The organism is Burkholderia sp. BDU5, from assembly GCF_001522845.1.
GTDB lineage: Bacteria > Pseudomonadota > Gammaproteobacteria > Burkholderiales > Burkholderiaceae > Burkholderia > Burkholderia mayonis.
This window is the reverse complement of sequence record NZ_LOWC01000110.1, coordinates 1-12,929: the sequence shown is the minus strand read 5'-3', so window position 1 is coordinate 12,929 and position 12,929 is coordinate 1. Positions and strand designations below refer to the sequence as shown.

Here is a 12,929-nt window from a genome sequence, read left to right as displayed (position 1 = left end):
TCAGCCCCTCGCGTCGAAGCGGCCGATCGCGGCTTCGATCGCGGCCGGGTCGATCCGCCCGTCGCTGTATTCGACGCGTTCGATGTGCGTGATCTCATCGAGCCCGCGCACGAGGTACGCGTATTCCCTGCCGGTTTCGAGCAGCAGCACGATCCGCTTGCCGAGCGCGGACGCCCAGCCGAGCTCGATGTGCGTGCCGGGCGACGCGGGCGCGCCCGGGAACGCGACGAAGTAGTCGCACAGGCTGATCTGCTCGTAGTCCGTCTTCGTGCACACGGCGGGCGTCATGAATTCGCGCCCCCAATGCTCGCGCCGGTGCGCGCAGTGCACATTCCAGCCGCGATCCTCGAAATGATCGATCACGCGGCGAAACAGGTCGATGCTGTCTTCCGGCATGATGCCGGTGTGCTTGTCGACCAGGGATTTGAACGGTCCGCCCAAGAACATACGCTTCATCGGTTATTTTCCTTTTGGTTGGAATGACAGATGGCGTGCGCTCGCAGCGCCACGCGCGTGACGTGGTCTGCGAGGACGCCCGGGAATTCGAGCACGCCGTCCGGCACGCGGACCCAGCGGCAGTCCGCCGCGTCGTCGCCCGGCCGCAGCGCGCCCTCGACATAGCGGCACGGCATCGCGATCAGCACGTAGTGGTGGTGCTGGCCGCCCGGATCGAAGCCGATCACCTCGACGACGTCGATCGGATCGCCGACCTCCGCGCGCACGCCGGTCTCCTCGAACAGCTCGCGCGCGGCCGCGTCGTGCAGGCGCTCGCCAGGCTCGACCGAGCCGCCCGGGAAGCCCCACGTGCCCTTCTGCGGCTCCTTGCCGCGCTGGACGAGGATCACTTCGTCGCCGCGAAACGTGACGGCAATCACCGCGACGCGCGGTGTCGCGAGCGCCGCAGGTTCACGTGGCGCGGCGCCCGCGCTTTTCGGGTCAGTCATCGTTGATGCTCCGCATCTTCGTCTCTCTCCGCGCGCGCTTTCGTTCGGCCCCGACGCGCAAATCGACGGTAGTTGGCCGCCTCTATGATTAATGAAGAAACAATCCGGACGAATTCGCCAGGATTTTGCGAGCGCATATTTTCGCTTCGCGATTCAGCGGTCTCCCCGTTTTCGGAAATTTCGCAGAGCGCTTAGCCTAACACAATCCTATCGATTCGCTCGAATGCGATTTGCTTAACGAAATTGCCGATCCTCGTATATTCGTGAGTATTCAACGAATATTGCGCCGACCGATTGACAAATGAAACAGGGCGTTGCTATACCTATTAACCATCGCCGATTCAATACGTCTTTCGGCATAGCGCCGCCGCATGGGCCCAACCGGTCCGTCTGGCCGCCCGGCGGTATTTCCGCCGCACGCCCGGATGTAGTCGGCGTATCCGGTTGCGCATCAGCCTGAATTTGCCGTAATCCGTAACGTTGTTCCACTCCGTGCCGTCATCCGGCACGGAACATCTCATCGTCACGCGACTGCAAACTAAAAAAGGTGATCGATTATGCAAACGCATCCGATCGAGCTGTCCAGCGAATATGAAGCACAGCGCTATTCAAACGAGCACAATATTCTTCGTTCTGAAATTATCTACGGCGACGGTTTTCAAAGCCCGGGCGGCATCGAAGGATTCAAGACGATGCTCGCCGACAAAATGTCGATCGAGCCCGGCATGCACCTGCTCGACATCGGCTCGGGCCTCGGCGGCGCCGCGTTTCATCTCGCGAGCCGCTTCGACGTGACGGTCGTCGGGCTCGATACCGCGCCGCGGATGACGGAACTCGCGGCCGCCCGGCAGCCGGCGCTCGATCCGCGGCGGCGCGTGCGCTTCGTCAACGCCGACATCCATGACGACGCTCTCTCCGGCGAGCGCTTCGACATCGTCTATTCGCGCGACGTGCTGATGTACGAGCACGACAAGCCGTCGCTGTTCGCGCGCTGCCACGCGCTGCTCGCGCCGCAAGGCCGCCTGTACGTGACCGACTTCTGCCGCGGCCGCTCGTCGCTCGCGTTCGACGCTTACGCGTCGGTGTCCGGCTACGACCTGAAGACGATCGACGATTACGCGCGCATCGTCGCGAACGCCGGCTTCGATGTCGTGGCGGCGCGCGACGTCAGCGCCGACGCGCGCCGCCAGTTGATCGACGACCTGCATCGCTACGAGACGCGCGTCGCGACGCGCGATCCGTCGATCGACACGCCCGACGCCGAGCACATCGTCGAGCGCTGGCAGCGCAAGATCCGCTTCGTCGAGGAAGGATGCCTGCTGCAAGGGCTATTCATCGCGCAGCGCCGATAGTTCGTCCGTACGACGTGTATTCCGAAGGAGCTGACATGCTGACGTCGCATTCCGATCATCTGCAGATCGACCGGGAATCTGGCCGTTCGAGCCGCTATCACTGGGTGTGGCTGCGCCAGGCTTGCGAGTGCGCAGACTGCTTCAACGGCTACTGCCGGCAACGCCACTTCGATCCGGGCGCGATTTCGCCAGGCATCCAGCCCGAGCGCGTGTCGCTCGACGCGCACGGGCTGCGGATCGTCTGGCGGGACGCGCACGTCAGCACGTACGCGCTCGACTGGCTCGAGCGCAACGACTACCGCAACGCCGCCCCCGTGACCGAGCGGCAGGCAGAGCGGCTGCGCTGGACGCCTTGGCCCGAGCGCGGCGCGCCGTCGGCGAGCCATTTCGGCATCGCCGACGTGCTGGAAAGCGACGCCACGCTGCGGCGCGCGCTGAATCAGCTGTTCGAATTCGGCATCGTCGTGCTGAAGGCAAGCGACGGCGTCGCGCCGCCGTTCGACGACGTCCGCAAGCGGCTCGCCGGCTTTCTCGACCCGTCGTACTTCGGCGACTTTTTCGATCTCGACGTGAAAGCGGACGACGTAACCGATAGCGTGTCGTTCAGCACGAAGGCATTGCCGCTGCACACCGACATCCCGTACTGCTCGCCGCCGCCCGATTATCAGTTCCTCTACGGTCTCGACGTCGATCCGCGCTGCGCGCGCGAGCAGGTCGGCTGCACGCGCTTCGTCGACGGCTGGGCGGTCCTGTCCGAGTTGCGCGACGCGTCGCCGGACATGTTCGAGCGGCTCGCGCACACCCGCGTCGTCTACCGCGCCGACTATCCGAATGCGCGCAAGCGCTACGAGCATCGGACGCCGATCGTCCGGCTGCGTCCGGACGGCTCCGTCGAGCGCCTCGTCAACAATCCGACGAAGATGTTCTTCGACGGCATCGGCTTCGACGATCTGATGCCGTTCTTCCGCGCATATCACGCGTTCAAGGCGCGCCTCGTCGCGACGATGCGATCGTATCTGCATGTGTGGTCGCAAGGCGACATGGTCGCATGGGACAACCGGCGGATCTTTCACGGACGCGGCGATTTCGGCGCGCCCGGAATCGCACGGACGTTGCGCGGCGGGTATTTCAAGGAAGGCGAACTGCGGGCGCGGGAGGCGTTTCTCGCCGAAGCGGAGCGGCATGCGGCGGGTTGAGCGCGCGGCATTCGAAGCGCTCGACTGCTGGCCGGCCGAGCGCTCGACGACGGGCTCTCGCGCCTGCCCGGCCATTGCCGACAGCGCCGTCAGCGCGGGCGCGGTCGATCTCGACGACAGCGGGACATCGTACGGCCGCCATTCGGCGCAATGCCGCGGCCGCGGCGCACCGCCCCGGAGGATGTGCGAAGACCTGCCGTCAACGCAACGTCTCGATCGCCAAGAGAACGGCCATCGCGATCATCAAGCCCCCGCCCGCGATATTGATCAGCTTGAATCCTTTCTCATTGAAGAACGCGCGTGAACTGACGGCATGAGCGGTGGCGACCCACGCCGAATCGATCAACAAACCCAAGCCGATGGGCACCAGCGAAAAGAAGAGCAGCGACTCCACTGGACTTTCGACCCCTCTGCTCAGGAAACTCGGCACGATCGTACCGAACATGATCAGGGCTTTGGGATTGGTGATGCCCACGATGACGCCGGCGACCAACGTTTGCTTCCGCTTGGCAGGCGCCCGGACTTCCGCTACGGGCAGCGATCTGGTTAACAGATATTGAACACCGATGGCCAGCAGGACGACGGCGCCGAGCAATCGAATACCCGTCAGGACGCTGTCGGCGCGCATCAGCAAGGTGCCGATTCCCAGCGCAACGATCACTGCGACGCAATATGTTCCTATCGCGTTGCCGATGACGCCGCGCATCGCGCTGCGCCGCCCCGCCGTCATGGCCTGCCCGACAAGAAACATGATGCTTGGCCCGGGAACGGCGATCAACACTGCAGAGGTAAATACAAGCCCGAGCAGGCCATCGAGCGCCGTGAAGTTTCCAGACATTGAGCCGCCCTCATAATCGCCCCTGGACCGTCGCTAAACAGTCGGCATTCGTCATTTTCCAATGCCGTTCGCCGCCTGGCATGATCAATTGCCAAACCGTACGCCAGCATTCGGCTTTCCCCAATCGGTCGACAACAAATACCGGCTCATGCCGATTTGAATCGATCGGTGATGTGCCGACGGCGGTTTACAGGGTGAGTTGGTGAATGAATATCAGTATTTATACAGTTACAGGTCTCGACACGCAATCAAGAACGGTTCGCGAGCAAAGCCAGCGTCGGCTGAATTCGAAGTGCCTCGGCCACCTCTTCTTCGCTCATCAACGGATAGCATGCGTCCACAAACTCCTCGAGCACGGGCAACATGCTGCGACGTTCATCCAGACCCAGCGCGCATGCACACGCATTGAATGCGACGTTCTTGTACTGGTCGAGATTGGTTTCCTCGTCGACATAATCGTCGAGATCCCAGCGGCTGATGAGGCTTTCCTGCATATGGAAAGAATCCACTTCGACGCCTTCCCGATAGACGTGAAACACCGGATGGATATATGCGCTCCGGGACGTATCGAAATGATCGGCGGGCAGCGCGAAATAGTGAGTCGGCAGTTCGCCGTTGCCGTATCGGCTGAATCCATACTCGAAAACGATTTCGAGCCTCGTCGGCTCCTTGCCCCAGCGTTCAAGGTTATATGCTCGCGGAAATGCGGGCCATACACGTGCTCGGATCAAGCCTTCGTCGCCGCTTGGCTCGAACGTCACCGTGCACCCGAAGTAGCCGAACAGTTCGAACAACGGCATGCTCGTGCTCACGAGTTCGACGAGAAATTCAGAAAGATAAATGAGCGGGTCGGAAGAGTGCGCTAGCGGAACATCGCATTCGAATACCGGTTCGAGCACCATGTCGTGATATTTTTCGGCGACGATGTATCCGAGTGCCTGAATGTTGCAGCGGAAGCCGTGAACAAATCCGGAAGCGGCATCCGGATCATTGACGCGCATCGGAGCGCCGAGAAAGTAGAGACCCGGCACGCTGACCGACTCCCAACTCGATGTCAGCAGGCAGTATTTTCCCTTTTCGTCAATGGCCGGCCGTACGGTTTCCATGTCGAAAACGCCGGGCAGCGTGTAATTGAAGCCACAACATACGATCACGTCGTCCACGATGCCGGTTCGCTTCATCCACCTTGGCGGAGACCAGTGGGGGCAAGGCGTTTCGTAGCGAACCAGCAAGCGGCCTTCGTATTTGCCGCTGGCGATTCGCCCGACTTCGACGATGCGATCGCTCACGATATTGTTGTTGGATTTGAGCTGCATCAGATCGAACACGTCGGAGACTTGTGCCCGCAAGTCATGCACGTTGTGTGTTTGCCGGGCGAACATGGGTAGAGACCGCGTGACGACGCGCGTCTCCGCCGTGATGTCGATGAGGTGGTGTGCAATCTCGAATGCGGAATTGCCGCGGCCCAGAATGATGACGACCTTGTTCCGGTAGCGTTCCACCGCGGTATCGGGCTCGAAGTCCCCGTAGAAAGTGCAGGTCTCGGCATTGAGCCCCTTGATATCCGGAACGATCGGCTCCGACTTGCCGGTAGCGCAGAAAATACGATCCGCGGTGATGCACGGCGCGTTCGATACGGCGAGAACGAAGTACCCGCCTTCGCGCGCTATGCGCTGCACGCGAGCACGCGTCCGAATGTGTTTCGACAGCCCCTTCTTTTCCGCGACGTACTTCAGATACTCGTTGTAAATTCTTGCCGACGGCCAATGCTCCGACGTCCACTCCGTGAATCGCAGCTTGGGATCGTTCGTCACATCATCGGCATCGATGGTGCTCAATGTGTGCCAGTCGTATCGCATCCGATAAGTATGGCTATCGCCGGGAACGTATCTTTTGTTTAGCGAAATAAGCTGTCCGCATACCGGAAATCGATCCCACTGCCCACCGACAGTCTCGTTCGCCTCGAGCAAAAGATATTCAATCCCCCTTCTCTCGAATTCGAGAGCCATGTTGATTCCCGCTGGGCCGCCGCCAATGATGACGTTAGAAAAATGTTCCATCGTTGCTGTCTCCTCATTCATGCCTTTGAGAATCGAGAGAGGCCTCGATCGACCTTTTTCATTCGGTTTTGCCAAATGCGTCGCGCGGATGCGGAGCGTCGGGCGGCTCCTACATCCTTCGAATGCGCTGAATCCCCAAGACGTTCTCGTCATCGATCGGATCGAGCCCGAGCGATACCGCGTTTATGAATCGCCAACCGATCTTCTCGTCAGTTTTCGGGGCCTCAAACGCGCGTCGAAATTCGATTCGCAAGGTCGGCGGCTGCCTGTAGCTGCACGCTCTCGCAGTTCGGCTTGCGCATCTCGTGGCCATGCCTCGATCGATGCCAGCCACCCCCGGTCGCCGATATGCTCCCGGGTGCCTGCGATTGCTCTCGAACGGTGGTGCGCAATCATCCCGTGGAAAAGGCATCGGAAAGGCGCGAATCCGCGGTACGGTCGACGACGGTCAAGCAGCCGTCGACGGCACTCGGACCGGTTCGCGGCTGAAAGTAAATCGTCAGGATCAGCCGGAATATTTTGTCATACCAATATAGCTGAAAGTAACTGAAAGCGCGCTTCGATGGAAACCCGCATTTGTGTTGTCGCGCCCTCGGCTTCCGCCATTCACGCACGCGTCGTCCGACCGCGCATCATGGGCCGCCGTCGCACGTCGCGCGAACACTTGCGTCTCAAGCGGGATACGTGAGGCAGGCGGCGCCGACCGCCACCGCCGCGCAGGCGGCGAAGCGCCGCCCGCTCGGCTTCTCGCCGAGCCACGCCCAGCCGATCAACGCCGAAAACACGATGCTCGTCTCCCGCAGCGCGGCGATCGGACCGACCGGACCGCGCGACAGCGCGTCGACGACCGCCGCGTAGCTGACGAGCGAGATCAGCCCGCCCGCCGCGGATTTCAGCATTTCGCCGCGCGTGAAGCCGTCGCTCAAACGGCGGCCGAACAGGAAGAACACAGCCGGCATCGCGATGCCGTAGACGATGAAGACCCACGCCGCGTACGCGAGCGGATCGCCCGCGATGCGCGAGCCGACGCCGTCGACCGTCACGTAGCCGCCGATGAAAAGCGCGGTGACGAGCGCGGCGGCGAACGAGCGCAGATGAATCCGCGACCGGCCGAGCGTGAGGCTCGCGATGCCGCCCGATACGAGCGCGACGCCCGCGAGCGACGCGCCGCCCAGGCGCTGGCCCGCCCATGCGTAGCCGCCCAGCGTGACGAGCAGCGGCACCGTGCCGCGGACGACCGGATAGACCTGGCTGAGCGCCGCGCCCTGATACGCGTACGCGAGAAACACGCTGTAGCCGACCTGCAACGCGGCGGACGCCGTCAGATATGGCCAGCTCGCACGCGCGGGCAACGGCAGCAGCGCCGCGCAGACGGCGGCGGCGGCGGTCGTCGCGAAGCTCATCATGGTGATGCTCCACAGACGGTCCGCGCCGCTTCTCAGCAGCGCGTTCCACGTCGCGTGCAGGATCGCCGCGAACAGGACGAGCGCGATGACAGACGGCGTCATCGGCGCGCGCCGGGCGGAACGGAAATCACGGGAAACACGGAAAGCGCGGCCGCGGCGCGGCGACAGGCGAGCTTCGGACAAACCATGGCGGACCTCATTCCTACGCCGGCATTACCCGGATCAGGTTTAGGGGTCGTTCCTTGCGCGGAACCTCTCAGCCGATCGTCCGGCTCCCCCTGATGGCCCGGCTATTATCGATAAGAACCCGGCGGCGGGCAAGCCGATGCGGGCGGTCCGGTCGCCCTATGCGGCCCCCTCGGCCGGCGCGACGGAATGGCTGGCCGGGGGCGGTTCGCAACGCCCGCTGTCGCGATGCCGGAACGATCCGATGCCGCGATGCGCGGCGCAAGCCGCTCACGATCCACGGTCGACGGGAAATGCGATCGCATCGATCGCGCCGCGCGCTGTCGCGCGTCGGCGGGGGCCGGGCGATGCCGGCATAATGACCGTCGACGCCCCACTTTTCCCGCCCGCGGCCGCCATGACGCTCGCCATCGTCGTCCTGAACCTGATCGGCTTCTTCATCGAGCTCGCCGATCCCGACCGCGTGCTCACGCTGTTCGCGCTGTGGCCGCCGCGGCTCAGCACGGGCGCCGCGGCCGGCGCGCCGGCGTTCCATGTCTGGCAAATCGTCACGTACAGCGCGCTGCATGCGGGGCTGTCGCACCTGATCTTCAACATGCTCGGGCTCGTCATGTTCGGCCGCGACGTCGAGCGCTCGCTCGGCCGCGCGCGGTTCGGCACGCTCTATCTCGCGAGCGTCGTCTGCGGCGCGCTCACGCAGCTCGTCGTCGCCCGTTATACGGCGACGGGCGCCGCGCCGACGATCGGCGCGTCGGCCGGCGTGTTCGGCGTGCTCGCCGCATATGCGCTGCTGTATCCGTCGCGCCGCGTCGTGCTGCTGTTTCCGCCGATTCCGATGCCCGCGTGGGTGTTCGCACTCGTCTACGCGGGCGTCGAGTTGCTGCTCGGCGTCGCCGGCGCGGCCAGCGGCATCGCGCATTTCGCGCATCTGGGCGGGATGTTCGGCGCGCTCGTGCTGATGCTGTTCTGGGCGCGGCCGCGAAGGGAATGGCCGATCGAGTAAGGGGTAGCGACGGGCGGCTTGCCGGCGCGCCGCCCGCGATCGATCGCGCGGCCGGCGGCGCGTGCGCGGCGTTGGCCGCACCGGCGCGGCGCACCCCGGGACGATTGCGGCGACGAGCGCTTCGTCATGCCGTCGACGCTCGCGCCGCGCCCTTTCCGTGTGACATCGCCGCCGCGGATATCCGCCGATCCGATCGGGCGCTCGCCTCGCTTCGCGAACCGTTGCCTCGCGAACCGTTTCGCGCCGCCCGACGCAAGCGATGAGCGCCCCGCCGCCGATACGGCTGCGTCACTGCGGCACCGAATGATCGGCCTTGTCGGCGCCTGTCGGCAGCGTCGGCGGATCGGGATCGTCTTCGCCCCGCTTCGCCGCGCTCCCGCCTTGCTCGCCCGATTTTCCCGTTTCGCCGGTTTCGCCTTCCAGCAGCGGCTCGTCGTTCATCAGTCTCACGAGCATCTCATGATCGACGACCTCGTGCTTCAGCAGATACTGCGCGATCCGTTCGAGCGCGTCGCGCCGCTCCTTCAGCGTTCGCGACACGCGATCGTGCGCTTCGGCGAGGAGCCGCTGAATCTCGTCGTCGATCCGCGTCGCGGTGCTCTCGCTGCAGCGCTCGCCTCCCGGCTGCCAGACGACGGGCAATAGCCCGCGGCTGTCGGCGTCGCCGAACGTCGCGAGGCCGATCCGCTCGCTCATCCCGTAGCGAGCGACCATGTGCCGCGCCATCTCGGTCGCGCGCTCGAGGTCGTTCTCCGCGCCCGTCGACACGTCGCCGAACACGATCTCCTCGGCGACGCGCCCGCCGAGCAGCACGTCGAGCCGGTCGAGCAGCTCGCTCTTCCTGAGCACGTAGCGGTCCTCGGTCGGCACCTGCTGCGTGTAGCCGAGCGCCGCGATTCCGCGCGGGATGATCGACACCTTCTTCACCGGATCGCTGTGCGCGCGGGTCTGCGCGATCAGCGCGTGCCCTGCCTCGTGATGCGCGATCGTGATCTTCTCCTGCTCGCTCATCACGCGGCTCTTGCGCTCCATGCCGGTCATCGCGCGGTCGATCGCCTCGTCGAAGTCCGACATGTCGATCGCCGGCTTGTCATGCTCGGCCGCGTGCAGCGCCGCCTCGTTGACGATGTTCGCGAGATCCGCGCCGACGAAGCCCGGCGTGCGCGACGCGAGCTCGCCGAGATCGACGTCCGGCGCGAGCTTCACCTGCTTCACGTGGACCGACAGGATCTGCCGCCGTCCGGTCACGTCCGGCCGGTCGATCGCGATGTGCCGGTCGAAGCGGCCCGGGCGCAGCAGCGCGGGATCGAGAATCTCCGGACGATTGGTGGCCGCCATGATGATGACGCCCGAATTCGCCTGGAAGCCGTCCATCTCGACGAGCAGCTGGTTGAGCGTCTGCTCGCGCTCGTCGTTGCCCGACGTGAGGCCCGCGCCGCGGACCTTGCCGATCGCGTCGAGCTCGTCGATGAAGATGATGCACGGCGCCTTCTGCTGCGCCTGCTCGAACAGGTCGCGCACGCGCGCCGCGCCGACGCCGACGAACATCTCGACGAACGACGAGCCGCTCGTCGAGAAGAACGGCACGCCCGCCTCGCCCGCCACCGCCTTCGCGAGCAGCGTCTTGCCGGTGCCGGGCGCGCCGACGACCAGCACGCCCTTCGGAATCTTGCCGCCGAGCCGCTGGTAGCGCGCGGGCGCGCGCAGGAACGAGACGATCTGCTGGAGTTCGGCCTTCGCTTCGTCGATGCCGGCGATGTCGTCGAAATCGATGCCGGTCTTCGCTTCCATGTAGACGCGCGGCTTGCTCTTGCCGACGCCCGACCAGTCCTGCAAGCCGCCGCGCGGGCGGCGCAGCATCAGGTTCCAGACGATCGCGAATATCGCGATCGGCACGACCCACGACGCGAGCGTGCCGATCCACGTGTCGTCCTCGGCGCCGCGGTAGCGGGCGCCCGTCGCGGCGAGCGTGTCGATCAGGTGGTCGTCGGTCACGCGCTTCGTCGTGAAGCGCCACGGCGCGCCCGCGCGCTTGACCGCCTCGGCGTCCGACGCCGGCAGCGCGGCCGCCGCCGCGCTGCTGCGCAGCACACCGGTGATCCGCGTCGGGCTGATTTCGAGATCGTCGACCTGCGCGGCCGCCACGAGCTTGCGGAAGTCGCTGTACGCGATCGGTGTCGCGGGCGCGGACAGCGTCGCGAGCTGCAGCGCGAGCAGCACCATGAACACCAGCACGACGACGAAGCCCAAGTATCCGGTTTCGCTCTTCATCGGGATTCCTCGGCGTGCGGTGGGCGATACGGGGGATCGGGAACGGCGGACGCGCTACGTGGCGTCGCGCATCCAATGCGCGCGCAGCACGTCCTCACCTTCACGATAGTCGATTGCGAGGTCGCCGCGATGCGCGTGCACGAGCGCCTCGCTCAGCCGGTGAACGAGATGCGAGCCCGCCGTGCGGACGACCGCGCGCGCCGGCAGCGCGTCGATCGACAGGATGCGTTCGAGCGGACGATCGTTGCGCTCGTCGCCCGCCCGATGGCGCAGCAGCGCGACGATGTCGTCGCGATGGCGTGCGAAATAGCCGCCTTCGAGCACGAGTTCGCCCGCCGGCGCGTGCTCGCGGATCCGCCGGCACGCGGGGCACGCGATCTGCGCGAGCGCGCCCGCCGCCGCATGCCAGGTCCAGCGGCCGTCGTCGTACAGCGCGCCGCATTCGCTGCAGCCCATCCCGCTCTTCAGGCGCGCCGGCGCGCCGTAGCTGTCCATCGCATGCGCGCGCGGCTCGTGATCGCGGTGCAGCTTCATCGCCGCATAGAGTTCGTTCGATCCGTAGATCATCGTCTTTCCTTGTCGATATGTCGGACGTTTCGCGCGCGGCGCCGGGCGGTCGGCGGCGGCATGCGCGGGCGTCGTCGGAATCGTCGGAATAGCGGCGCGCGGCATGCGCGCAGGCGCGCGATGTATCTCAGCGAGCATCGGCGATCGCCCGTGCCCGCGATTGACGCCGATCAACGGTCGGTGAAATCGTGCCGCTTCGCGCGCATCGATTGGTACGTATTCGTGGTCAATGCGTAAGGCACACGTGCGGTCCGCTCGGTTCCTGGCGTCGCGCGCGCAAATTGTCTTTCCACTTCCCATTACGCAGCCGGTTGGTCAGTCGTGCGGCGCCGCGCAAATCCCGGTCGTCGCGGCGCGCCAGGCGCTCACGGCTGCACCGGAATCGCCCGCCACGGCACGTCGCACGATGCGACGTACGGGAAATAGCCCTGCGGATCGTCGCAGTAGTACCACGCCGACGCGGGCGGCAGACCGCTCGGCACGGGCGGCGGCACCTGCACGATCACCGCGGGCGGAACGTACGTCGGATACGGATAGACGGGCTCCGGATAGATGTACCAGACGCCGTCGACGACCCACCACCACGCGTAGCGCCCGCTGTGCCAGCCGTGCGACCAGCGTCCGCCGCGCCATCGGACGCTCTCGCGCGGCGCGAAGCGGCCAAAGTCGCGGCCGTGGAAATCAGGATGGCCGCGGAACGACGGATGCCCGTGAAAACCCGAATGCCCCTGGAATCGAGGCTGCCCGTGGAAACCGCCCGCGCGGCCGCCGTGGTCTTGCGCGAGCGCCCCCGCCGCAGCCGCCACGCATGCGAGCGCGACGCCGGACGCAAGCATCGCGCGCGATATCGACGAGAGGTTCATCGCATCCACCGAAACGCAAAACGGGATACGGACAACGTAACGCGCGGTCCGGCCGGCCGCTTGACGTGCGTCAACGGTCCGCGACACGCGCCGCCGCGCTAGGGCGTGTTCACACTACATTGATTTAAGGTTATGCTTCGGGGATGGAAATCTCCGAAGCCCAATACAAACAGATCGAACATTGCCTGCCGCGACAGCGAGGCAATGTGAGCCTGCCGAACCTGCAAGTGCTCAACGCGATCC

11 protein-coding genes and 1 riboswitch are annotated in these 12,929 nt (G+C 65.0%); of the genes, 3 read left to right on the top strand and 8 right to left on the bottom strand.

Features of this window, described 5'->3' with window-relative positions:
• Together WS69_RS17620 and WS69_RS17615 are read right to left on the bottom strand one after the other, a co-directional pair.
• Positions 1–456: a nucleoside 2-deoxyribosyltransferase gene (locus WS69_RS17620; RefSeq protein WP_059472011.1), complete on the bottom strand. Its 456-nt coding sequence runs from the start codon at positions 454–456 to the stop codon at positions 1–3.
• Positions 453–944 (bottom strand): NUDIX hydrolase, encoded by a 492-nt coding sequence (locus tag WS69_RS17615; RefSeq protein WP_059472010.1) that lies wholly within the window; start codon positions 942–944, stop codon positions 453–455. The genes WS69_RS17620 and WS69_RS17615 overlap by 4 nt, the downstream gene beginning before the upstream one ends.
• A gap of 557 nt (positions 945–1,501) precedes the next feature.
• Between WS69_RS17615 and WS69_RS17610 the strand changes: the two genes are divergently transcribed.
• Positions 1,502–2,296 carry a methyltransferase domain-containing protein gene (locus WS69_RS17610; protein WP_059472009.1) on the top strand — a complete coding sequence of 265 codons (795 nt, stop codon included), beginning with the start codon at positions 1,502–1,504 and terminating at the stop codon, positions 2,294–2,296.
• 35 nt (positions 2,297–2,331) lie between these two features.
• On the top strand, positions 2,332–3,492 hold the full coding sequence (locus WS69_RS17605; protein WP_059472008.1) for a TauD/TfdA family dioxygenase: 1,161 nt from the start codon (positions 2,332–2,334) through the stop codon (positions 3,490–3,492).
• Between the two features lie 199 nt (positions 3,493–3,691).
• On the opposite strand, the gene WS69_RS17600 is transcribed toward WS69_RS17605, so the two are convergent.
• The 3 genes from WS69_RS17600 to WS69_RS17585 all read right to left on the bottom strand — a co-directional run bounded on the left by WS69_RS17600 (position 3,692) and on the right by WS69_RS17585 (position 7,898).
• On the bottom strand, positions 3,692–4,330 hold the full coding sequence (locus tag WS69_RS17600) for a LysE family translocator (protein WP_059472007.1): 639 nt from the start codon (positions 4,328–4,330) through the stop codon (positions 3,692–3,694).
• 248 nt (positions 4,331–4,578) lie between these two features.
• Positions 4,579–6,390: an NAD(P)-binding domain-containing protein gene (locus tag WS69_RS17595; protein WP_082716267.1), complete on the bottom strand. Its 1,812-nt coding sequence runs from the start codon at positions 6,388–6,390 to the stop codon at positions 4,579–4,581.
• Positions 6,391–7,061: 671 nt separating this feature from the next.
• Complete coding sequence (locus tag WS69_RS17585; RefSeq protein ID WP_059472004.1) at positions 7,062–7,898, bottom strand: DMT family transporter; 837 nt, start codon at positions 7,896–7,898, stop codon at positions 7,062–7,064.
• Between the two features lie 80 nt (positions 7,899–7,978).
• Positions 7,979–8,085, bottom strand: a riboswitch (TPP riboswitch).
• 294 nt (positions 8,086–8,379) lie between these two features.
• Here WS69_RS17585 and WS69_RS17580 point away from each other — a divergent pair.
• Positions 8,380–8,985, top strand: coding sequence for a rhomboid family intramembrane serine protease (locus WS69_RS17580; protein WP_059472040.1), 606 nt, complete (start codon positions 8,380–8,382; stop codon positions 8,983–8,985).
• A gap of 288 nt (positions 8,986–9,273) precedes the next feature.
• On the opposite strand, the gene ftsH is transcribed toward WS69_RS17580, so the two are convergent.
• The 3 genes from ftsH to WS69_RS17565 all read right to left on the bottom strand — a co-directional run bounded on the left by ftsH (position 9,274) and on the right by WS69_RS17565 (position 12,686).
• Entirely contained in the window at positions 9,274–11,256 is a 1,983-nt protein-coding gene (ftsH, locus tag WS69_RS17575) for an ATP-dependent zinc metalloprotease FtsH (RefSeq protein WP_059472003.1), read from the bottom strand.
• Between the two features lie 54 nt (positions 11,257–11,310).
• Positions 11,311–11,823 carry a BCAM0308 family protein gene (locus WS69_RS17570; RefSeq protein WP_059472039.1) on the bottom strand — a complete coding sequence of 171 codons (513 nt, stop codon included), beginning with the start codon at positions 11,821–11,823 and terminating at the stop codon, positions 11,311–11,313.
• 365 nt (positions 11,824–12,188) lie between these two features.
• On the bottom strand, positions 12,189–12,686 hold the full coding sequence (locus tag WS69_RS17565; RefSeq protein WP_059472002.1) for a hypothetical protein: 498 nt from the start codon (positions 12,684–12,686) through the stop codon (positions 12,189–12,191).
• Positions 12,687–12,929 lie beyond the last annotated feature (243 nt).